The organism is Leptotrichia massiliensis, from assembly GCF_900104625.1.
GTDB lineage: Bacteria > Fusobacteriota > Fusobacteriia > Fusobacteriales > Leptotrichiaceae > Leptotrichia > Leptotrichia massiliensis.
The window spans coordinates 1516686-1539366 of the sequence record NZ_FNVZ01000005.1 but is presented as its reverse complement, the minus strand read 5'-3'; the positions used below and the strand labels follow the sequence as shown (position 1 = coordinate 1539366).

Sequence of the window (22681 nt, the reverse complement as noted above, 5' to 3'; positions counted from 1 at the left end):
TTTCAAAAATCACTTTAAACTTCTAACAATTGAACATCAATTTCATAATCTGCCGAAACTTTTTTGCTTAAAATATCCCTATATTCATTAATCTGTTCCTGATATTTCTCATTTGTTTCAGGCTCAAATCCAGTCTTATAATCATAAATATAGATTTTCTTGTTATTTTCATCAATGTTAATTCTATCAATGATACGTTTTTTCCCTTCAGAATCATAAATTTCAAATTCTGTATAAACTTTGTATTTCTCATCATAAATATCGCTATTTTTTTCAATGAATTTTTCCATTCTGACAATTAATTCTTCTACAATCTTTTTCCCAAGCATATTTCCATATCGGCTCAAAAGTGCAGATTTTGCAATTAATTTATCATTTTCCAGATTATTTGAAATATGTTCAAAGTAGTAGTGCATTGCAAGCCCTTTTTTACGTTTAAACTCATTTTCCAATGTATTTGAAGATTTTTTTACAACAAATTTATCATCATCAAAATACGTTTCAAATAAATTATTGCTCACTTTTACATCTGAAGTATCTGTTGTTTCTTCAGGAATTTCCGATTCTACAATTTCACCTATTTCATATCTGTTTTCATCTTCATAAACATCAACCACTCTTTTCACTAAAGAATCAGCATATCGTTTGTCTTTTGTTATTTCAGCGTCAAATAATAATATCAGATTTTTTTTAGCACGAGTCAATGCAACATAATCATTGTTAATTTCTTCCATCATTTCTTTTTGAGAATTATTATCTCTCATTTCACTCAATTCATTCTCAAACATTTTTTTATTATAATCTGTAAAAAGCACAATAAATTTTTTTACAATATTAAATTTTTCATCAAAATCTAAATAGCTTTTAAAATTATCTTTATCTGTACGCCCCTTATTTGTTTCTCTTTTATAATAAAATACCGTATCAAATTCTAATCCTTTTGAAGCATGAATCGTCAGCAAATTTATCGCATTTATATCCTTGCTGCTAACCTGTTTCAAATTTTCCTTTTCTTCTTCGGCAAATGTTATAAATTCATATAAATTACTGTATTTTTTCAAAATGTTAAAAAATATAAAAATGTTTTTCAAATCACTGTTTGTTGAATAAAATTTTGTTATTTCAAATTTCTCAACAAGTTTTCTTGAAAAATTTTCTTTTTGATATTTATCATTTAAGTTTATTGACAAGACTTTCAAATCCCTAATTTTATTGATAATTTCCTCAAAAATTAGTCCATTTCTTTCTAAAGTATTAACTTTTTTATATTCTAAAAGTTTTTCTTTTATCTTATCATCTTTTTGAATATTAATAAACTCTTCAAAGCTATTTATTTTAGAATTTCCGGCAATATACTTCATAATCTCATTTTTATTTTCTAGCAGATATTTTACATGGCTATTTAATCCACCAACTAAGTCACTTCTCACAAATTCTAACAAATATTTAAAATTATCAAATGCAAAAAATTTAATTAGTTGATACATTGGAACAATAGGCTTGTACTCCAAAATAGTTGCCTTACTTTCAAGTGTATACGGAATTTTTGCCTCATTCAACGCTGTCGCAATTTCTTTTAAATGAATATTTTTACGACAGATAATTGCACTCTTTCCCAGATTTTTTATTTGACCATCTTTTATCATGTCAATAATTTTTGTATAAATTTTTTCTTTGTCTTCCTTTGTATCTTGAATAAAATATCCAAAATATCCTCTTTGATACTCTTCATCTTCCCTATAGCCAGAATCTGTATAATTCCAATTAGAATCATAGCCATTAAATATTTTATTAACATTCTCGATAATTTGCTTGTAACTTCTATACGATTTATCTAGAGTTTGAATATTTCCTTGAATCATTGTTTCTAATTTTTCAAATAATTCCTTTTCTCCACCACGCCAATTATAAATGCTCTGTTTTTCATCACCAACACAAATAATATTTTCCGAAGTATTCATCATTAATTTCAAAATTTTCCACTGCAAAATGCTCGTATCTTGAAATTCATCAATCATGATTGTGTCTATTTTCCCGCCGATTAATTCAAGAAATTCTTCTGTAACTTTATCATTTTCCACAAATTTTAGTTCTTTATTGAAAATAAATTCATACGTGTACACCAAAATATCGTTGTAAGTAAATCTTTTTGAAGAAATTTTGATTTTTTGAGCAATATTAAATATAATTTGAGCAATATTTTTTAATTTTTTGTCTAATGGCAGTACTTCCGTCAAATAGATGTATTTAGATAATCTTTCTTTAAGTTGCTCTTTACTTTTTTCAACACTTTCTCTCTCTGCTGACATATCTATTTTTTTAGTATCGTTTACAACCGCCTTTTTCCAATATGTCTCGTCCTCTTTAATCATTATTAATAGATCTTTATTTTGTTGAACCAATTCTAATTTTTCTTTTAATTTTTCATTTTCATTAAACTCTTGATTTTTTAAAACTTTTGTATATTCAAGAAAAAAAGTTTCATATTCTTTTTTATAGATGCTTTTACTTTCTTTTTTATTAGAGGCCTCTTCTAATGTTTCTACAATATCATCTAAACTATTTAAAAAATTATACGATACTTTTTCTGTATTTTCTTCTATTTTATTTAAGTCCCCTGCCAAAACAAATTTTGGATGCATTTCCAATATTTCTTCAATAATTTTTATATAGACTGCGATATTTTTTTTCTCTTTTTTTTCATCAAAAATAAATTTGAATTTTTGAAAAACTTCTTCATTTTCAATTATTTTTATCAAAACTTTTGAATAAAATTCATCTGTTTCCTTCTCAAAAATCTCATAATTGTAAATATTAAAATACGGTGCTATCGCATTTTTAAAGATTTGGTTAGTAAAACGGTCAATGGTAGAAATCCGAATGTCCTCTTTATTTTTTATCATTTCAAAATAAATATTTTGTAATTCTTTTTTATTCAAATTATCAAATTTATAAATTTCTTTTAAATTTTTTTCTAATTCTGTGCTATTTCCTTTATCAAAAGCGATTTGATATAAAAAATCAAAAATTCTCTCTTTAATTTCAGCTGTAGCTTTTTTTGTAAAAGTCATTACAACTATGTTTTTGTAATTAACACCTCGTATCAGATTAGCTATAAACTCTAGCGATAGTCTGTATGTTTTTCCAGTTCCTGCACTAGCTTTCAAAATTATATTATTCATCATCGCTTAATTCATCCTCCCCTCTACAAATATTTATGTATTCTTTGTAAAGATAATTTTTTTGGTTTTTGATATTACCTAAATCATAAAATTCTTCATTTCGATATTTATAAATCACATCTTCAACATCTTTTGAAGTTAGTATTTTATCATCCGATCTCTCGTCTGGCACTAACTTACCTTCCCAAGTATCTACAATAATTTTTTCAATATTTTCATTATTGTCATTTTCTAGCATTAATGAATAATAATCCAGCTGTTCCATTGCTTTATAAACTTTATCAGTTTTATAACCCTTTTGTCCATCTCTCAATTTCCCTGACTTATAATCAAATAAGTAATTTTTATTACTCGTTTTTATATGCAAATCTGTAACTCCATTAATAGACACATTTTCAAACAGTTCTTTTTCTGAAGATAATTTTATTCTTTCCTCAAAGTAAATTTCAATATCGTTTTCTGTTTCCAGTTTCTTAATTAATTCATCAAAATATTTTTCTGCTGATTTTAAAATTTCCTCAAACGACACTTTTTTATAAAACTCCAAATATTCTTTAGGAACTTTATAATCAAATGAATTAAGCACTTTTTCCAAAATTTCTGCCAGCTGGTTTCTATCAATTTTGAAAGTTTTATTCTCCAAGTCTGCTTTGTTTTTCATAACGACATTTTCATAAAAAGAGTGAATTATTGTTCCAAATATTTTAACATTTATTTCATCTTCAATCTCTTCAACTTCCTGCTCTCCAATTGATTTTTTCAGATAATATCCGTACTCACAGTCTCTCATTTCTTGAAATGAATAATACCCCAATTTCAATTTTTCATTTTTTATTTTATTAAGATCTTTTTCCAGTTTTGACGGAATAAAATCTCCAATTTCCCTTTTTTCCCATTTTTCTTTTCTATCTTTTAAAAAATATTTTTTTACAAAATAAAGTTCTTCAGCCTCGCTTATTTCACCTTTTATAACTCCAATTCCATACTTCAGTTTCAATTCCTCGATAACACTTGCTGAATCAATATTGTTTTCCAAGTCTTTAATATAGGCTAAATATACATTTTTTGCACTAAGTATATTTTGGTAAATTTTAAACATTCCAATCAGCTTCTTGTCATCACTTGTTGGAAGTCCCATTTTTGAACGTTGAATTTTTGAGAATAAAAAATTATTCATTTTTATTTTTGGAAATGAATCCTGTAAATTTAAAATAATTATATTTTCCTTGGTTGTTTCTGAAATATTTTCAAATGAGTTTATTGCAAATCTGTTTTCCAAATCTTCTTCTGCACTGTCCTCCAAATTCAGTCCAATCGATTTTTTATCCAAATATTTCAAAAATAATTTCAACAAATTGGCTGAAATATTTTCGTTAAAAAATTTATCCCACAAATTATCAAAGCTAAAATCTTCTAACACGAGCATTTCGGATAAAGCTTCAAAGTATTTATCTTTCACATTTTTATCTTCTTTTACTTTCCTTTCGTTATTTAGATAGATTTTTTCCAAATAATCGCTATATTCCGCCAATGTCGTGTATTCATAAATCTTTTCCAGCTCTTTGACAAATTCAATAATTTTACTGATAGCAGTCATTCTTTGCTTATAAATTTCTTTAAATTTCGCTTTTTGAGTTTCTTTTTCCAATTTTTTCAAATCTTCTTGATTAATTCGTTCCAATTCCTCTCGTGAAATGTATTTATAATCTTTTGAAACCAAATCTTGAAAAATCTGATAGCTTTCTTTCAAATTAAAAATATTAAGTAAATCATTGGATTTGTATGCGTCATAAAAGTCTTTCGTTCTAAACAGAAACAGTTTTTCCTTGTCTTTTCTATCGATTTCCCTCAGATTGTCTAGCAAATTGTAAATTAAATTCAGTATTTTGTATATTTTCGTATCTTTCATAGTTATTTCTAAATTTGAAGAAATTTTTTTCTGTTTTAAAAGCTGATAATCACTTTTTACCTCTTCAGAATTTTCCTTAGCCTCAAAAATTCTATAATTTTCTCTCGCATCTTCATTTTTCTTACTTGCCTTTTTACTATCCTTCTCAACTTGTTCTAATTTTTTCACTAATCCTAATAATTCTCCAAATTTACTGCTAAATTCATGAATTTCCACATTTATATTTTTTGACTCAAAAATCTCTCTTGCGGGCAATGAAAAACTGTCCTTTATTTTCAACTTTTCCTCATTAAAATCATTTTCCGAAAGCTGCAAAATATTTTCAACAGTAATCCCTCTATTTTCAATTTCTCCAATTAACTCCTTTTCAAATGGAGTAATTTTAACTTTATTCACAAAGCAAATTTTAGAAAATTTATTCAAAAAATTGTCCGAAATATTTTCTACATTTCTAAGCATATACGGCAAAATAAGCCCTTTCTGGTGCACAACTTTTTTCATCTCATTATCAATCTCAACCAAAGTTCCAAAAGTTTCAACTTGCCATTTCTCCAGCTCAATTTTTTCCAAATCAATCTTATATTCCTGCAATTCTGCAAATAAATTGTAGTAATTATAGGCAACATCAATAATATCATAATAATTATTAACCTTCATATCCCTTTTCAGCTTCTCAGTCAAAGCATTGTAAAACAGCACAACCTGTTTCTCTTCTTTTACCACAATTTTATCAGTAACAAATACATTCTCATAAAAATCATAACTATTCATCATCTTAAAATTCTGAAAAATCCCTAATTCCTGCTGTATTTCCTCATTCTGTAAAAATTCCCTTTTTATCTCAAAAAACGAAGCCATATTTTCAAAGACAAAAAGCGTATTTTCATTCTTTTCAAACTCTTTAAACAATATATTCTTTAAATCAGAGCCAATCCCTTTATAACTAATTTTCATAATATTCTTTCTCCTTAAATTGAAGATTTATTATTATTATAACATTTTTTCTAAAAAATTGTAAAAGCATACCAAAATCATCTAAAAAGTTAAAAAATCAATTTTTATAAACTTCTATATCTGTTTTTATTGTGCAACTTCTAAATTACAAAACAATTTTAGCACGTATTAAATACGGGAAAAATACTTATTTAAAAAATTTTTTATTGAAAAGTTAAACAAAAAAGAGCTGTAAAGCTCTTTATTAAAATCAATATTTTTATTTTGTTAACAAACTTAGACAACATTAAATTTAGAAACCTATATATATTTCAGTACTTTTCATTTTTGGGGTAGTCTAAATCAAGACTCGAGGATGTCAAATTGAATTCCTAGTGTTTTAGTCCCCTTCATTTTTGGGGTACTCTAAATCATTATAAAACAATATAATGGTAGAGTTGTTGAGTTTTAGTCCCCTTCATTTTTGGGGTACTCTAAATCAAATTAGCTCCTTACATGGAGAGAGATATTGAGTTTTAGTCCCCTTCATTTTTGGGGTACTCTAAATCAAAATATTTTAATAGAGAAAAATTTTTCTCGGGTTTTAGTCCCCTTCATTTTTGGGGTACTCTAAATCTTAAGGTCCTTTGATAATGTTAGTTCTTATTGTTTTAGTCCCCTTCATTTTTGGGGTACTCTAAATCCCATCGAATTATGGGATAATATTTTATATTTTATTTACTTGTTTATTTAGAGTGTGTCTGAAAAAATTAAATGTATTTTAATAGTTTCCAGACACACTCTAGCGATTTAGATTACCCCGTTAATTTATTTTATCATATTTTTTTGATAATGCAAACTAATATTCCAAAATTTTTGCTTCTTTTCTTATGATTTTTTCTCTGATACTTATTTCTCCGGATATGATTTTCTTTTTTGAACTAAATTACTTTACATTTTTTAGTTTTCAGATTTTTTTTCTTTCATTTTATACTCAAACATAACTTTCACAAGTTTACACAATTCTTTTGAATTTCTATAGGTTTTTATCGGTTCTTTCTTTTTATCATTATCTTTTAGTTTCAGTTTTTTCAAATGTACAACTTCTTCTGATTTTAAACTTTCTATTCTTATCTTTTTATCCTTTTCTATCTTAAATGTTACCACAAAACCATATTCTTTCAATATATCCACTATTGATTTCATAATTGCATTTTTAAGTTTTCTGTCATAAGAAAGTAGTTTTCTTAGATTTTCCAACATTTCTAAAAGTGAAATTTCAGCATTCGGAATATAGTTAAAATGTGCTATATAATTTCTTATATACAAATCTTTTTTCTCTTTTTTTAATTCTTTTACTTTTTTATCAGAATAGATACTTATTTTTTCTGTATCGTCTTTATATAATTCTTTATAAAAATTTATATACTTTTCAACAATCTGCCCATTTTTATATTTTACATTCTTGCTATTATCAAAATTAAATATTTCTTCAATATACTGATTTTCAGGAAATTCACCTTTTAATCTAAATCTTAGATCCCTTTCCCAAATTGAAGTATATCCTACAAGCCTATGAAGTATTCTTAATAGTAAACTTTGCAATAAATTTAATTCATTAAATTCAACTTTATTTTTCAAATGAGTATATTGCTGTATATTTCTGATTGCCTTCTCATATTTTTTATAATCTTCATCAGTAAATTTTTCATCTTTTCTAGGTCTTGCATATTTTCTATGTAAATTTTCCTGGGTTGTATGATTTTCTTCTATTTCATTTTTTTTCTTACTGTAATTTTTTAATTCTTCAATACTTATTTTGTACTTTGCCTCATCAGATATTTTCTCAAGTAAATTTAACATCCCGTATTTTTTTATATTATAAAAAGCTCTATGCTTTATAATATTTTCTCCATCAAAATATATTTTATTTGTGTCAAATTTCTTCAATTCTTTATTATCTTTTACCTTATTTCCATTAAAATCTAAAAACTTCCCAATTTCATCCGCTTCTAATTCAAAATCTTCTGTTACTCTATTATTATCTAAGTTTAAAAGATTTATAAGTTCAAGTTGATCTGAAAAAGCCTCTTCTTTATTTGCACTCTGATATTTTTCAAGACTTCCTTTCAAATTAGTCAATTCTTTATGATTAAGTAATTTTAGAATTAGATAAAACATATTCAATCTTTCAGTGTATTTTAATATCTTTCCTAATTTTATCTCTCTTACAAATTCATTTATTTCATATGGAATTTCAATATTATTATTTTGTTCATATTTTTTCAAGAATTTATCAAACTCTTGTTTTTTTTCTGCTAAAGAAGTATTTGTTTCTTCATCGCTTCCAATATATATAAGGCTTAATCTTCCGTTATTTGCTAAGTAAGTCATAAATCCTTTTAAAAATATTTTTTGTATAAAGTCAATATATGTATCTTTTTCCTCTTCATCCTGATTTCCAGCATTAATCATATAAAGGCTTTGTATATTTGCAAGATATTCTTTAGGAGTTTTTTCTTGAAGATTTTCAAATTTTTGAAGTTTATAAAATCCAGTTTTTAAATTTCTTTTATCATTTTTATTTAACTCAATTATTTCTTTGGTTATCTCAAAAAAATTCCCATTATTGCTCATAAAATAATTTAAAAATTCACCATAATAAATATTTTTTAAAAGATATATCTGAGCATCTGTAATTTCTTTAGTTTTATTATCATCATTTGTTTTCGGAGTTTTCCAATAAATACCTAGACTATTTTTTAAATCATCTATCCTGCTGTACAATTTTGTAAATGACGGAACAAATGGAATATTTTTATTAACAAACTCAAATCGTGTTCTATTTAAATAATTTAATATTTTATATTTTTCCAAATATCTAAATACATTTGCACTATTTAACTGCTTAAATATCTTCAATTTCAATTTTTTCTCATTTATTTCATCGTGAAACATTTTTTTTGAAATTTGAGAAGGAACTATATTTTTAAATGTAAATATATCTTTCCCTTCTAATTCCAAATTAAAATGCACAATCCCATGTCTAATACTGCTAATAGCTTCATCAATATTTGAAAAAAAATCTTCAATTTCCTTTTTGCTATTCATATTAAAATCATAACTATAGAACATTTTTAAATTTTTTTTCACTTCATTTTGTTTATTATTATCATATAATTTATCAATTTCTCCAGAAATATATTTTTCTTCGCCCTTATTATTTTTTACAGTCTTTCCTCTCATTCTTCCTGTAATATCATTCTCATTTTCAGTTTCAAGAATATTTCTCAATGAAAAATATGCAGTAGAAGAAACCCCAATTATATTTCGTAAAAATGCTTCATTTTGTCTATTCCCAACAATAAAATCACTTGTCGCAATTTCTCCATCCTGTAAATAAAAACTGTATTTTCCACAATTTCTTACATAAGTATCCAATTTATTTAGTAATTTATTTTCTATTAATTTTTTTAAACTCTGATATTCAAATATTCTTTTCACTTTATCATTACTTATATTACTTGGTTTTTTATACACATAATTTTTCAGAAGTTTACTCATTTCAATTTCTACAAAATGACAAAAAACATATTTTATATTTTCATCATTAAGTTTCTCTTTATTCAAATAATATTTATAAAATACTTGAGATTTTTTTAATTCGCTTACATTTGGAACTTTCTCAATTAATTCTTTCATATTATTTACATTCTGTATTTCTTCATAAATAATTGTTGCAAAATTTTCTTTATCATTTTTTCTTCCAATTATTTTGTGATAGCATTCCCTTATTTTATATTTTTCATGTTTTTTTGAATTTTCTATTAAAAAAAATAAATTCTCAATATCTTCTTTTTTGTATAATTTATCAAATGCTTCTTGTATATTATTTATATAATCATTACGTTTTGCTGAGTCTTTGTAATAATTGTAAAAAATGTTTCTTTTGCTTTTTCCTTCAACTTTTTTTATATTATTTTCATTAATCTTTTGATAATTAGCTTTATTTTCTTCAAGTGAATATTTTAAAGAATTTATCTTATCCAATTTTTTCTCAAAATCGTTTCTAAATATTTCTAATTCTTCAGAATTTATATCTTCATTTAACAGTATTTTCTTTAAAACCAAAAAATTATTTTTGTTTTTTAAATCATATTCTGAAATATCTTCTTCAGAATAATTTTTATTCTGTAATTGATTTTTTTCTCTCCTATCCTTTAAATACAGAATACCATCTTTTAAATACAATACTTTATTTGAAAAAAATTCTTTTAAATTTTCTCTTCTTATTCTATTTTCTTCTTCACTTGCATTATCAGGATTTTTTATATACGTATCAAGTCTTATAGTTAAAAGTTCTGACAATCTTTCATCAGTCTTATTTTCTTCACTCGTACTTTTTACCAATTTTCCTTCTTTAATATATTTTTTATGTGAAATTCCATCAATTTTTGTGATTTTCATATACAAAAAACCTCCTAATATTTTCTTTACTACTCAATACCTAATTCTTTTTTCAATGCTTTTTGTAAAATTTGTGAAAAATTCAGATTTTTTTCCTGTGCCAATATATCTAACCAAACAGGAATTGTTAAAGTTTTCTTTTTAAGTGCATTTGTAACTTTTGCCACTTCATACACTGGATCAACAGAAATAATATACAAATACTGATTTTCTTTCAATTTTATATCTTCTACTCTTGAAGGTTCAGGAAAATTTTTTCTTACATCCAGTAAATCAGCCAGATGCAAACCCAATGTTTCCCTTAAATTAGAAACAGCTCTCTCCATATTATCTCCAAATGTAGCATAATAATTTATACTTCCATCTTCAAACTTGTCAAAATCAACAAGACAACTATAATAAATTCCATCTTCCTTAGTTATCACTGCTGGATAAAATACATCCATTTTAATTATCTCCAATCTATATCACGTGTTAAACACGTATTTAAAAATATTTATAAAATTTTTTAGCATCTCTGCTAAAATAAAACAATTTTTTCAAATTTTTCTATTCCTTAATCACTCATTGTTAGTGATTCTTTTTTACTTGTACAATTTTTCATTTAATTTCTTCAATTTTTTTAAAATTACATTTTTTTAATACTCCTTACCTAATTACAAATTTTCCTTACTTTTGGGGTTCTCTAAATCCGATATATCCCGGACAAATAATTAAAATTGAGTTTTAGTCCCCTTCATTTTTGAGGTGCTCTAAATCATTTAAAGATGTTCATAATAAGAAATATTTTTGTTTTAGTCCCCTTCATTTTTGGGGTGCTCTAAATCCCATCCAAATTATGGGATAATAATTTTTGATGAAAGCAAGAAGGGACTAGAGTTTAATCCCGACTTGTTTTTCAATACTTTTTAATGTTCCTACAGGTATATCTTTTGAATATGGTACTGTGACCACACCTTTTACACCTGGGATCATCCATTGATAATGACTTCCTTTTATACGTACAACTTTTCCACCTAATTTTCTAAATCTTTTTTCGATTTTTCTATATGACATAAATATCATTCCCTTCTAAAATAACGTTAATAATAACTTCTAATAGAAAGTATTTGAAAATTAGGGAGAGTCGAAAAGTTTTACAAAAAATCATTTTCAACTTATAAATTCATTATAACACGTATTCAACACATTGTCAATAACTTTAAAAAAATTTTTTTAGAAAAAATCACAGCCAATGTTTTCAACTGTGATTTTTATATTTTTATAAAAAATCCAAAAAATTTACTTTTTAAAAATTATCTTACAATTTGGAATAAGATTGCAACAACTAGAAATAATGTTGCAACTACTTCTGTAAATTTTTCAATTCCTTCTTTTTCTTCATCCAATATGTTAGCAGAACTTTTTGCTAAACCTTGGCTTCTGTCTGGCTGTAGTAAAATTACGCTTATCATGATGATTGATAAAATTACTAGAGCTATAATTAATAAATTTTCTAACACGTTATTACTTCCTCCTATAATTTACAAAACAAGAGAATAGCCAATTAATTTTTATTGCAAAATAATTATTTAGCTGCTGTATCTCCGGCTTTTATTATTACAGCGAATTTTTCAGGAATTAAACTTGCTCCTCCTACTAATCCGCCGTCAATGTCTGTTTGAGCGATTAAGTCAGCTGCATTTGCATCGTTCATTGATCCACCATATTGAACTGTTACGTTTTCTGCAACTTCTTTTCCGTATAAATCAGTTAATAATCCTCTGATGAATGCATGAACTTCTTGAGCTTGTTCTGGAGTAGCAGTTTTACCTGTTCCAATTGCCCATACTGGTTCGTAAGCAAGTACAACGTTTGCCATTTCAGCGGCTGTTACGTCTTTTAATCCACCAGTAATTTGAGTTTTTACAACATCGTTAGTAGTTCCAGCTTCTCTTTCTTCCAAAGTTTCTCCGAAACATAAGATTGGTTTTAAATCGTGAGCCAATGCTGATTTTACTTTTTCATTGATGATTTCATCAGTTTCGTGATAATATTCTCTTCTTTCAGAATGTCCTAAAATTACATATTCTACACCTAAATCTTTTAACATCAATGGTGAAACTTCTCCAGTATATGCTCCGCTTTCTTTAGCGTTCATATTTTCAGCAGCGATTTTAATGTTGCTTCCTGCAGTTTCTCTAGTTGCTGTTTCTAGTGCAGTGAAAGGTGCTCCAATTACGATTCCTGCATTTTTCACATCTGCTACTAAAGGTTTTAATTCATTGAAGAATTGTGCAGCCTCTTTTGCAGTTTTGTTCATTTTCCAGTTTCCAGCTACTATTACTTTTCTCATAGTTTCTCCTCCATTATTTATTTAATATTTTACATTTTCTTTTATTTTATCACATATTGCTTTTTTTATCAATGCTAATACACGAATTTTTCAATTTGATTTTTTATATCTTTTATGTTAAAATTCTTTTAAGTAATTAAAGTAAATAAAATCTAAAAATATATTAAGATTAGGAGGAGTATATGGACAATAATATTGGTGAAAAAAAATCAATTGCAGGATTAAGAGCTTATGCTGCAGCTTTTCTTATAAATCTAAGCTTTTTTGCAGGATTTAGAATCGAAGCCGCTTCATTTCCAATAAAATTAAGTTTTTCAATGGGATTTAGCCTATTAATACCAATAATTGCATTAATTCTGGAGCAGGAGAATGGATTTGTAAGAGCCTATGCAAAACAGACATTGGCAGTAACAGTGCTATTGTTAATTTCGACATTTTTAAATATTATTATAGTAGTGGGAAATATCTTATTTTTCGTAATTTTTGTAATATTATCTGTTTTCCAAATTATCGCAACAGTATCATCAGTTTTGAAAAAAGAATTTAAAATTCCTTTTATAGAAAAAATTACGGATTTACTATTTGTAGACTAATAGAAATAAGGGGTGTAGGTTATTTTATACCCCTGTACACAAATTTTAATAAAATTTATGAAAAAGTTATTGACAAATTATAAAAATATATGATATACTAACTGAGTAACGTATGGGTGGATGTCCGAACGGCTAAGGGACCGGTCTTGAAAACCGGCGAAATCGCAAGATGTCTGGGTTCGAATCCCAGTTCACCCGCCATTTAAAATTTATATTTTTGGAGAAGTGGCAGAGAGGCCGAATGCGCTCCCCTGCTAAGGGAGTATCCGGGCTAAAACTTGGATCGAGGGTTCAAATCCCTCCTTCTCCGCCATTTTTTTTTAATAGACGAATTAATTCGATAAAAACAAATGCATCTGTAGCTCAATTGGATAGAGCGTCTGACTACGGATCAGAAGGTTATGGGTTCAACTCCTGTCAGGTGCGCCATTAAATAAATTAACTAAAAATAATAACGATAATCACTCTCAAAATTAAAGTTTTGAGTTTTTTTTTACAAATTTAAAATGAATAATTGCACTATTCAAACTTTAGAATAATTCATTATAAAAAATTCCTTTAATTTCCCCATTGATTAGACTTTTTTTTTATGATATAATTTTCATATAATTAATTTAGGAGGAAAAAATGGGAAGACATGGTACAATAGCAGGGCGTAAGGAAGCACAGGATAAAAAAAGAGCTGCATCATTCACAAAACTTGTTAGACTTATAACAGTGGCAGCAAGAGGCGGAGAAAATCCTGAATTTAACGTAGCCCTAAAACACGCAATCGAAAAAGCAAAAGCGATTAATATGCCTAACGACAATATTAACAGGGCAATCAAGAAAGGAGCAGGAACTGACGGTTCGACAGCTTTTGAAACGTTAAATTACGAAGGATACGGACCAGCAGGAGTTGCTATTATTGTAGAAGCTCTTACTGATAATAAAAATAGAACTGCTTCATCTGTAAAAGTAGCTTTTGATAGAAATGGCGGAAATCTTGGTGTTTCTGGATCAGTTTCGTATATGTTTGGAAGAAAAGGTGAGATTATTATTGAAAAAACTGATGATATTGATGAGGAAGCATTAATGGAAGTAGCACTTGAATCTGGAATGGAAGATATGGAAACTCTGGAAGACAGTTTTTACATCACAACTGAACCATCTAACTTTGATGCAGTAGCAGATGCTTTAAGAAATGCAGGATACACATTGCTGGAAGCAGATATTCAATATTTGCCTTCTATCGAAGTTGATACTCTTGGTGAAGAGGATTTGCAAAAACTTAAAAAATTAATTGACACTCTGGAAAATGACGATGATGTTCAAAAAGTTCATCATAACTATGCTGGAGAATTATAATAAATATTTATGAATTTACAAATTTTAATTGCGGGAATTATTTTCCGCATTTATTTTTTATTTATAAGGAAACTAAATTCATATTTTTTATTATAATAAATTACAATATTAAGATTTTACAAAATTTATTAAATATTCCCTATTTAAATGGGGAATAGTATTAGTATAAAAAGAAAAAGGAGTTACATTTTATGAAAAAAAACGGAGAAGAAACAGTTACCTCAATAAAAAATATGAAAGTTATTCAACGAAATGACTTTCAAAATTTTACACTTGATTCTGTCTTGCTTGCAGACTTTGTAAAAATTAATCGAAAAACTAAAAAAATCCTTGATATTGGGACTGGCTGTGGAATTATCGCTTTACTTCTGGCACAGCGGTCAAAAGCTCGAATTACAGGCATAGAATTACAAGAAACAATGGCAGAAATTGCCATAAGAAATATTAATGGCAATAAATTTGAAAATCAGGTTAAAATAATAAACGAAGATATAAAAAATTATAAAGATATTTTTAACCGTGACGAATTTGACACTATCGTTACAAATCCCCCATATTTTGAATTTACTGGCGATATTTCCCAAACAAACAATTTGGAACAACTGGCAAACGCAAGACATAATATTAATTTAACACTTGAAGAAATAATAAAAATTTCTTCTTACTTATTAAAAAATATGGGAAGTTTCTCAATTGTATTCCGAAGCGAACGTCTAGTAGAAGTTCTATCACTTTTACAAAAATATAATTTAGAGCCAAAACGAATGAAAAACTGCTATACAAAATGGAATGAAAACTCAAAAATTTGCCTTTTAGAAGCAATAAAAGATGCAAAGAAAGGATTTTCTATTGAAATGCCAATTTTTGTTTATGATGAAAATGGAAGAAGAAGTGAATATGTTGAGAATTTGTATAAATAAAAAAATTTTAGAATACATCTTTTAGTATTTAAAAAATTAAATTTAAATATTTTCCTATTTATATTTTTAACAGATTAAAAAATTGAAATTTAAACATAACAATCTTTATATTTAATGTAAAAATGTCGTGATTTTTTTGGAATGAAAATGATTGTTTGAGCGTTAGCGAGTTTCATTTTTATTTCAAAAAAATGCTTAGACAAGCCAGGGATGCAAGGGAAATGGCGACTGATTTCCCTTGCTTTATAAAAAGAAAAAACATAAAAGTTATAGAAAAAATATTTATTAATAATAAACACTTTTTCAAAATCTAAATAAAAATTATTTAGATGGATACTAAGGAGTAGATTTAATTTTTTGAAATTATCAAATACATTTATTATAAAATTTTATCACTATTTTAAATGGAATTTAGTATAATTCAAAAATTATAATAATTTCTTATATAATTCTTTTATGTCTTCTAAATTTGTATCTCGTGGATTTCCACCTGTACAAACGTCATTTAATGCAGATTCAGCAATAAAGTCTAAATCTTTTATATCCATAATTCCTTTTAAGTTGTTTGGAATTCCAACATCGCTTGCTAATTCTCTTACTTTATCAACTGCAGCTTTTCTATATTCTTCTGGTGACATTGTTCTTGTATGTTTTACACCAAATGCTTTTGCGATAGCTTTAAATTTTTCTCCAGTAAATTCAGCATTGTATTCCATTACAGTTGGAAGAATTATTGCATTTGCAATTCCATGTGGAGTACCATAAAATGCTCCTAGCGGATGTGCCATTGAATGTACAATTCCAAGTCCTACATTTGAGAATCCCATTCCAGCTAAATATGAAGCAAGTGCCATTTTTTCACGTCCTTCAGGTTCATTATTTACAGCGCTTCTCAAATATTTTGCAATTAATTCAATGGCTTTTAAATGAAACATATCAGTCATTTCCCAAGCAGCTTTTGTTGTAAATCCTTCAATTGCATGAGTTAAAGCATCTAGTCCAGTTGCAGCAGTAAGTTCTTTTGGCATGCTTGTCATCATTCCAGGATCAACAATTGCTACAATTGGTAAATCATGTGGATCAACGCATACAAATTTTCTGTCTTTTTCAACATCTGTGATTACATAGTTAATTGTAACTTCTGCAGCAGTTCCAGCTGTTGTCGCAACAGCGATAATTGGTACACATTTATTTTTAGTGTCTGCAACACCTTCAAGGCTTCTTACATCAGAAAATTCTGGATTGTTGATAATAATGGCAACTGCTTTTGCAGTATCCATTGGTGAACCTCCACCAATTGCGATAATGTAGTCAGCACCTGCAGATTTGTACTTTTCAACACCATCTTTTACATTTTCAATAGTTGGATTTGGCTGAATATCAGAAAAAACTTCATAAGCTAAATTTTCCTTATCCAGCAAATCTGTAATTTTTGATACTCCACCAAATTCTAAAAGCCCTTTATCTGTACATATAAGCGCTTTTTTGAATTTATTTTTCTTAACTTCCTCTGGGATATGGTTTATTGCTCCAAAACCATGATACGAAATTTCGTTCAAAATAATTCTTTGTGCCATTTTTTTACCTCTTTTCAATTTTTTTTAGTAAATATTTTCATTCTAATTATACTACACTTTTTTCATTTTTCAAGTCCAATATTATATTTATTTTAAATTGAAGTAAAATTTTGCTAAAATAACCATAATTTTTAAATTTGATTTTTATAAAATTTTTTCAAAAATATGTAACAAAGCAACAAAAAAAGTCCTCTAACTTTAAGGACTTTTAATAATTTAAAATATTATATTCTGTTAAACATCTAGTTTGATTCTTTCAATTTGAGCACCAACTGTATTTAATTTTAATTCTAGTTTGTCATATCCTCTGTCAATATGGTAAACTCTATTTACAATAGTTTCACCATCTGCTGCAAGTGCTGCTAAAACCAGTGCCGCTCCCGCTCTCAAGTCTGAAGACATTACTTCTGCACCTGTTAATGGAAGTCCTCCATTTATAAAGGCTATACCATGTTTTATAGTAATATCTGCTCCCATCCGATTAAATTCAGGCACATGCATAAATCTGTTTTCAAACACCGTTTCTTCCATTGAACTTCCACCATTTACAAGAGTTTGCAGCAACATCATTTGAGGTTGCATATCTGTTGGAAATCCAGGATGTGGCAATGTTTTTACTTTTGATGGCTTCAAGTCTTTTGCTTTTCCTATTACAGTTAAAATATCACCGTTTTGTTCAAATTTTACTCCCATAGTTTCCAATTCAGATTTAAATACTCCCAAATCTTCAAGTCTTGCATCTTGTATTTTCAAATCTCCTTCTGTAACTAATGAAGCTATTACATAAGTTCCAGCCTCGATTCTATCTGGCATGATTGAATATTCCACAGCGTGAAGTTCTTCAACACCTTCAATTTCGATATTAGGTGTACCAAGTCCTGTAATTTTAGCTCCCATTTTGTTTAGGAAGTTTCCTAAATCAACAATCTCAGGCTCTCTTGCTGCATTTGAAATAATAGTTTTTCCAGGTGTTTTTACTGCTGCCATCATAATATTCTGTGTAGCTCCAACACTCGGGAAACCTAAAGGTATTTCTGCACCTTTTAAATTATCTGATTTTGCATGAATGTATCCGTGAACTCTTGTAATTTCTGCACCTAACATTTCAAAACCTTTTAAATGTAAATCAACTGGACGTGAACCAATTGCACATCCTCCAGGTAATGAAACTACAGCTTCATCCAAGTTGGCAATCATAGGTCCCATTACTAAAAATGATGCTCTCATCTGTTTTACAATTTCATAACTTGCTTCATTTCTTTTAAAACCATTGTTTATTATTTTATAAGAGTTATCATCTAGTTTTTCAGTCTGCATTCCCAAATCTTCAAGTAATCTCATTGTAACTCTAATATCACGTAAATTTGGTACATTTTTTAAAATATATTCTCCCTTGGCAACAAGTGTTGCAATAATTATTGGTAGTGCTGCATTTTTTGCTCCACTTACTTTAATTATACCATTTAAAGGTGTTTTTCCTTTTATTCTAAATCCATCAACCACGTTTTTTTCCTCCTAATTTTTGACATATTGGACATCTTGATCCAAATAGTTTATCCATAAAAGTTAATTCCTTATAATTTTGAGCATATTCTGGCATTTCTTTTTTTATAATATCCATATGAAAATTGCAAATGGAATTTTCCATTGCCTCATAATATGCGTCTGACAAGTGTTTTAGATGAAACTTTTCTAATTTTGATGTTACCACAATTTCATCACCAGCTTCATGTATAATTGCATCTTTTGCTACTACTACAAGTGCGATTTGTCCTGAGCAGGCTAGATTGTCTATCATTTTATATGATATTTTTTTCTTTTTAGCTATTTCAATATATTTTTTTATATCATTAAAGTTTACATGACGTGAAATAACCATTTTAGCCGCATATTTATTATCCAAAGCTTTTTCTATTTCATAATAAATTCCTTTTTCCTTTATTTCATCAAAAGTAAGAGCTTTTATAATTCGTTCTTTGTATTCTCCAAGAAATAAATTTTTTTCAGCCTGTGCATTTACAGCCCTATCTGTTGCTTCTTCCATACTTTTCATAACGTCATCTGTATTATTTCTATTAACGCTAATAGCCATTTTATTTCTCCAATTCATTTAATATTCAATTTTTAAAAATTTATTACATTTTGTCATTATACTACTTTTTTTTACATTTCTCAACCATTTTTTCTAACTTTTATGTATTTTTAATAAAATAGTCTATAAATGCTATTTTCATTGGACTTATAAGCATGTTTTCAAAAATTTTTTGTATAAAAAAATTAAAAAATTAACATAGTTAATACAAAAACGATTTTAAATATAAGAAATATTTGAACAAATTTAGTTATTTTTGGTATTTCTTCTCTTCCTTCATCTTTTCTTATGGAAAAAAATAAAAGTGAAAAGAAAATAACATATAAAATAGCACCAGCAATAGAAATATTAAATGTATACAAATAAATTACTTCCAGTAAAAGAAAGGCATAAATTTTGAAAGTTGTTCTTTTGCTTGTAAAAAACATATTTATTAAATTATAGTTTGCGTATAGATAAAGCAGTATTAGCATGGTAATTCCCAAATATGGAGTTACTATATCCATTTTTTTTATTACTAAAAATACAAAATATGTAACGATTGTAATTAATAATACTCGCAATTTTTCATCTTTATGTCTTTTTAATTCACGATTGTCTCTCATTTTGTCTAATCATCTCCTAACTTTATGTTATCATAAATCATTTTTAGTTTGGACTTTTCCACATGTGTGTAAATTTCAGTTGTTGTAATGTTGGCGTGTCCTAATATTTCTTGGACAATACGCACATCTGCACCATTTCCAAGTAAAATTGTCGCAAGTGAATGTCTAAAAATATGAGGATAAACATTTTTTTCAATTTTTGCATTTTTTGCAATGGTTTTTAAATCTTTCCAAAACTTTTCCCGTCGAGTATTTGGAAAAATCTTAAAACTTTCGCTCGAATTTTTTAATTTTGGTCTGTAAGTAGCCAAATAGTTTTTTATTTCATTTTCAAGACTGTCATAAATTGGTATTATACGATATTTTGAACCTTTTCCAAGCACTTTTATAAATTCATAGTCCTGATTTTCCACATCTTTTATTTCCAGATTTAAGGTTTCTGAAATTCTTGCTCCAGTTGCAATGAGAATTTTGATAATGAGCTTGTTTTGCATTCCTTCAGGCGTATGAGGACAATTATCGACAATTTGTTTCATTTCCTTTAGTGTTAAAATTTCAGGAAGCCTTTGTTCACGTTTCAAAGTTTTTATCATTCCTGTCGGATCCTTTTCCACGTCTTTATTTAAATAACAAAATTTATAAAATGTCTTTAAGGCTGAAACTTTTCTCAATACCGAATTTCTTCTCAATTTTTCATTCAAATTTTCTATATATTCAAAAATATCCTTTTCTTCAATTTCAGAAAAATTTTTTTGAGCAAACTGAAAAAATTGTAGCAAATCACGATTGTATCCAGTAATAGTATTTTTGGAACTTCCTTTTTCAAATTCAAGAAAATCAAGAAATTCTCTAATTTGCGTTTTATTTTCACGTGATATTTTTTTCTTTTGAACTTTTCTTTTGCTTTTTGAATTATTTTCATTATTTTTTTCTTCTGTTTTGGAAATATGTTCAGTTAAATTTAAATTTTCTTTTGCCATATTTTTTAAATTAATACTTTTTTGTCCCATAGCCCCATTATCTCCTTAGCATGATTAACAGACGCTTCTGTAATGTTGTCTCCTGAAATAATTCTTGCAATTTCCCTTATTCTTTCTTCCGTATTTAATTCCCGTACTTTTGTTTCTGTAAAGTTATTTTCAATTTCCTTTTTGATGAAAAACTGCTGCTGTGCTTTTCCAGCAATTTGTGGAGAATGTGTTACACAGATAATTTGTGTATTTCTCGAAAGTTCCCGTAATTTTTCAGCAACTCTTCTGACAGTTTCTCCAGAAATTCCAGTATCAATTTCATCAAAAATCAGTACAGAAATATTATCAACTGTAGAAAATACGGTTTTAAGAGCTAGCATTATACGTGAAATTTCTCCGCCAGATGCTATTTTGGCAAGTGGCTTAAATGTTTCTCCAACATTTGTTGTAATCATAAATTCTGCATTATTTATTCCATGAGATGTAATTTCTTCTGTCTTTGTAATTTCCACTTTAAATTTTGCATTTTCCATATTTAAGTCGCTCAACTGAATATCAATCGTATTTTGAAGGCTTTCTGAAATTTCCATACGGATTTCACTAAGTTTTTCACTATCAATAAAATATTGATTCACTAGTTCTTTTTTTAGAAGTTTTAAATTTTTTAGTTCCTCATTTTCAAATTCAACAAGTGATAAATCTTTTTCGATTTTGTCCCGATGTTCCAAAATTTCTTTAATTGTAGAGCCATATTTTAATTTTAGCTTATTAATTGCATTAATTCTTTCCACAACTTTTTCCAGCCTGTCATCATCTATTTCAACATCTCCAGCTAGATTATCCACAGAATAGGAAATATCCTCAACTTCATACAAAACTGACTCAATTTTATCATACAGTTCACTATATGATTCAGACAAGTCTGAAAGTTGTTCGAGATTTCTTCTTGCTCTGCCAAGTGCTGTTAAAATCGAAAATTCACCTTCTTTTAGTAACTGTGATGTTTCATCTAACTTTTCACTAATTTTTCCAGCATTAAAAAGTATTTTGTACTCTTCTTCCAGTTCTTCATCCTCATTTTCTTCTAGTTCCAAACTTTCGATTTCATTAAATTGAAATTCTAAAATATCTTTTTTTTCAGCAATTTTGGCTTTTTCATCTTCAATATTTTTTATTTTTGCATTTAATGCTTTTATTTTATTTACATTTTCTCGTATTTTTCTAGAAAGTGCCCTTCCTTCATCATCTAAAAATCTGTCCAAAAGATGTAAATGATACTCATTATTTAGCAAAAACTGATGCTCATGTTGTCCGACTAAATCAATAATATTTACCATAAGTTCCTTTAGTCGAGATAAAGTCAGTCTTGCTCCATTTACTGTTATTTTTGATTTTGCATTTCTATCAAAATGTCTAGTTATAATAAGTTCATCATCATCAATCTCAAACCCAAGTTCATTCAACCTTTTCTTTTGGTTTTCATTTAATTCAAAAATACCTTCTGCAAAAAGGCTTTCTTCACCATTTCTAATCATATCAGTGTGACTTCTTTCACCAATTAATAGTGAAATTCCATCCAAAATAATTGATTTCCCAGCTCCTGTTTCTCCAGTTAATGCAATAAATTTTTCGTTAAATTCCAAATCCAAATTTTTTATTATTGCTAGATTATTTAATCTTAATTCCCTTAGCATTTTTTTCCTTTCACTATTTTATTTTTTATAACTTTATTTTTTGAATTATTCAGATT

At 27.2% G+C, this 22681-nt stretch carries 16 protein-coding genes, 3 tRNA genes and 1 CRISPR repeat array; of the genes, 6 read left to right on the top strand and 13 right to left on the bottom strand.

Annotation, left to right across the window (positions count from 1 at the left end):
• Nucleotides 1–14: 14 nt before the first annotated feature.
• From BQ5344_RS11360 to tpiA, 7 genes are all read right to left on the bottom strand, one after another.
• A complete protein-coding gene (locus BQ5344_RS11360; protein WP_071125556.1) occupies nucleotides 15–3182 on the bottom strand; it encodes a UvrD-helicase domain-containing protein in 3168 nt (1055 codons plus the stop codon).
• Nucleotides 3175–6045 (bottom strand): PD-(D/E)XK nuclease family protein, encoded by a 2871-nt coding sequence (locus tag BQ5344_RS11355; RefSeq protein WP_071125399.1) that lies wholly within the window; start codon nucleotides 6043–6045, stop codon nucleotides 3175–3177. The genes BQ5344_RS11360 and BQ5344_RS11355 overlap by 8 nt, the downstream gene beginning before the upstream one ends.
• Nucleotides 6046–6353: 308 nt before the next feature.
• A CRISPR array of direct repeats spans nucleotides 6354–6728; the repeat unit is 36 nt; unit sequence GTTTTAGTCCCCTTCATTTTTGGGGTACTCTAAATC.
• Between the two features lie 256 nt (nucleotides 6729–6984).
• The gene (gene cas13a / locus BQ5344_RS11350) at nucleotides 6985–10491 is read right to left on the bottom strand and encodes a type VI-A CRISPR-associated RNA-guided ribonuclease Cas13a (RefSeq protein WP_071125398.1); all 3507 of its coding nucleotides are present in this window, start codon (nucleotides 10489–10491) and stop codon (nucleotides 6985–6987) included.
• A gap of 29 nt (nucleotides 10492–10520) precedes the next feature.
• Entirely contained in the window at nucleotides 10521–10937 is a 417-nt protein-coding gene (locus tag BQ5344_RS11345; protein ID WP_071125397.1) for a type II toxin-antitoxin system HicB family antitoxin, read from the bottom strand.
• 427 nt (nucleotides 10938–11364) lie between these two features.
• Nucleotides 11365–11547, bottom strand: coding sequence for a type II toxin-antitoxin system HicA family toxin (locus BQ5344_RS11340; RefSeq protein ID WP_071125396.1), 183 nt, complete (start codon nucleotides 11545–11547; stop codon nucleotides 11365–11367).
• Nucleotides 11548–11786: 239 nt separating this feature from the next.
• Nucleotides 11787–11993 (bottom strand): preprotein translocase subunit SecG, encoded by a 207-nt coding sequence (gene secG, locus BQ5344_RS11335; RefSeq protein WP_026749337.1) that lies wholly within the window; start codon nucleotides 11991–11993, stop codon nucleotides 11787–11789.
• Nucleotides 11994–12058: 65 nt separating this feature from the next.
• A complete protein-coding gene (gene tpiA / locus BQ5344_RS11330; RefSeq protein WP_071125395.1) occupies nucleotides 12059–12826 on the bottom strand; it encodes a triose-phosphate isomerase in 768 nt (255 codons plus the stop codon).
• Between the two features lie 182 nt (nucleotides 12827–13008).
• On the opposite strand from tpiA, the gene BQ5344_RS11325 reads away from it, so the two are divergent.
• The 6 genes from BQ5344_RS11325 to BQ5344_RS11300 all read left to right on the top strand — a co-directional run bounded on the left by BQ5344_RS11325 (nucleotide 13009) and on the right by BQ5344_RS11300 (nucleotide 15686).
• Entirely contained in the window at nucleotides 13009–13419 is a 411-nt protein-coding gene (locus tag BQ5344_RS11325; protein WP_021768351.1) for a magnetosome magnetite crystal formation protein family, read from the top strand.
• Between the two features lie 114 nt (nucleotides 13420–13533).
• Nucleotides 13534–13620: transfer RNA gene (locus tag BQ5344_RS11320), tRNA-Ser, on the top strand.
• Nucleotides 13621–13638: 18 nt separating this feature from the next.
• Nucleotides 13639–13732: transfer RNA gene (locus BQ5344_RS11315), tRNA-Ser, on the top strand.
• Nucleotides 13733–13771: 39 nt separating this feature from the next.
• Nucleotides 13772–13848, top strand: a tRNA-Arg gene (locus tag BQ5344_RS11310).
• Between the two features lie 198 nt (nucleotides 13849–14046).
• Entirely contained in the window at nucleotides 14047–14766 is a 720-nt protein-coding gene (locus BQ5344_RS11305; RefSeq protein ID WP_006804850.1) for a YebC/PmpR family DNA-binding transcriptional regulator, read from the top strand.
• A gap of 191 nt (nucleotides 14767–14957) precedes the next feature.
• On the top strand, nucleotides 14958–15686 hold the full coding sequence (locus BQ5344_RS11300; RefSeq protein WP_071125394.1) for a tRNA1(Val) (adenine(37)-N6)-methyltransferase: 729 nt from the start codon (nucleotides 14958–14960) through the stop codon (nucleotides 15684–15686).
• Nucleotides 15687–16114: 428 nt separating this feature from the next.
• On the opposite strand, the gene fucO is transcribed toward BQ5344_RS11300, so the two are convergent.
• The 6 genes from fucO to recN all read right to left on the bottom strand — a co-directional run bounded on the left by fucO (nucleotide 16115) and on the right by recN (nucleotide 22625).
• Nucleotides 16115–17263, bottom strand: coding sequence for a lactaldehyde reductase (fucO, locus tag BQ5344_RS11295; RefSeq protein ID WP_006804852.1), 1149 nt, complete (start codon nucleotides 17261–17263; stop codon nucleotides 16115–16117).
• 234 nt (nucleotides 17264–17497) lie between these two features.
• Complete coding sequence (gene murA, locus BQ5344_RS11290) at nucleotides 17498–18766, bottom strand: UDP-N-acetylglucosamine 1-carboxyvinyltransferase (protein ID WP_021768347.1); 1269 nt, start codon at nucleotides 18764–18766, stop codon at nucleotides 17498–17500.
• Nucleotides 18759–19355, bottom strand: coding sequence for a DUF1694 domain-containing protein (locus tag BQ5344_RS11285; RefSeq protein WP_071125393.1), 597 nt, complete (start codon nucleotides 19353–19355; stop codon nucleotides 18759–18761). Before BQ5344_RS11285 ends, murA begins: the two co-directional genes overlap by 8 nt.
• 185 nt (nucleotides 19356–19540) lie before the next feature.
• A complete protein-coding gene (locus BQ5344_RS11280) occupies nucleotides 19541–19960 on the bottom strand; it encodes a hypothetical protein (protein WP_021768345.1) in 420 nt (139 codons plus the stop codon).
• A 5-nt stretch (nucleotides 19961–19965) separates the two neighbouring features.
• Nucleotides 19966–20970 carry a tyrosine-type recombinase/integrase gene (locus BQ5344_RS11275; protein WP_083378250.1) on the bottom strand — a complete coding sequence of 335 codons (1005 nt, stop codon included), beginning with the start codon at nucleotides 20968–20970 and terminating at the stop codon, nucleotides 19966–19968.
• A complete protein-coding gene (gene recN / locus BQ5344_RS11270) occupies nucleotides 20946–22625 on the bottom strand; it encodes a DNA repair protein RecN (RefSeq protein WP_071125392.1) in 1680 nt (559 codons plus the stop codon). The genes BQ5344_RS11275 and recN overlap by 25 nt, the downstream gene beginning before the upstream one ends.
• Nucleotides 22626–22681: the final 56 nt, after the last annotated feature.

Coding starts and splice junctions, on each gene's coding strand:
- BQ5344_RS11325 (WP_021768351.1), top strand. CDS start 13,009: ATGGACAATAATATTGGTGAAAAAAAATCAATTGCAGGATTAAGAGCT.
- cas13a (WP_071125398.1), bottom strand. CDS start 10,491: ATGAAAATCACAAAAATTGATGGAATTTCACATAAAAAATATATTAAA.
- BQ5344_RS11340 (WP_071125396.1), bottom strand. CDS start 11,547: ATGTCATATAGAAAAATCGAAAAAAGATTTAGAAAATTAGGTGGAAAA.
- fucO (WP_006804852.1), bottom strand. CDS start 17,263: ATGGCACAAAGAATTATTTTGAACGAAATTTCGTATCATGGTTTTGGA.
- recN (WP_071125392.1), bottom strand. CDS start 22,625: ATGCTAAGGGAATTAAGATTAAATAATCTAGCAATAATAAAAAATTTG.
- BQ5344_RS11355 (WP_071125399.1), bottom strand. CDS start 6,045: ATGAAAATTAGTTATAAAGGGATTGGCTCTGATTTAAAGAATATATTG.
- BQ5344_RS11360 (WP_071125556.1), bottom strand. CDS start 3,182: ATGAATAATATAATTTTGAAAGCTAGTGCAGGAACTGGAAAAACATAC.
- BQ5344_RS11285 (WP_071125393.1), bottom strand. CDS start 19,355: ATGGCTATTAGCGTTAATAGAAATAATACAGATGACGTTATGAAAAGT.
- BQ5344_RS11275 (WP_083378250.1), bottom strand. CDS start 20,970: ATGGGACAAAAAAGTATTAATTTAAAAAATATGGCAAAAGAAAATTTA.
- BQ5344_RS11305 (WP_006804850.1), top strand. CDS start 14,047: ATGGGAAGACATGGTACAATAGCAGGGCGTAAGGAAGCACAGGATAAA.
- BQ5344_RS11345 (WP_071125397.1), bottom strand. CDS start 10,937: ATGGATGTATTTTATCCAGCAGTGATAACTAAGGAAGATGGAATTTAT.
- BQ5344_RS11280 (WP_021768345.1), bottom strand. CDS start 19,960: ATGAGAGACAATCGTGAATTAAAAAGACATAAAGATGAAAAATTGCGA.
- BQ5344_RS11300 (WP_071125394.1), top strand. CDS start 14,958: ATGAAAAAAAACGGAGAAGAAACAGTTACCTCAATAAAAAATATGAAA.
- tpiA (WP_071125395.1), bottom strand. CDS start 12,826: ATGAGAAAAGTAATAGTAGCTGGAAACTGGAAAATGAACAAAACTGCA.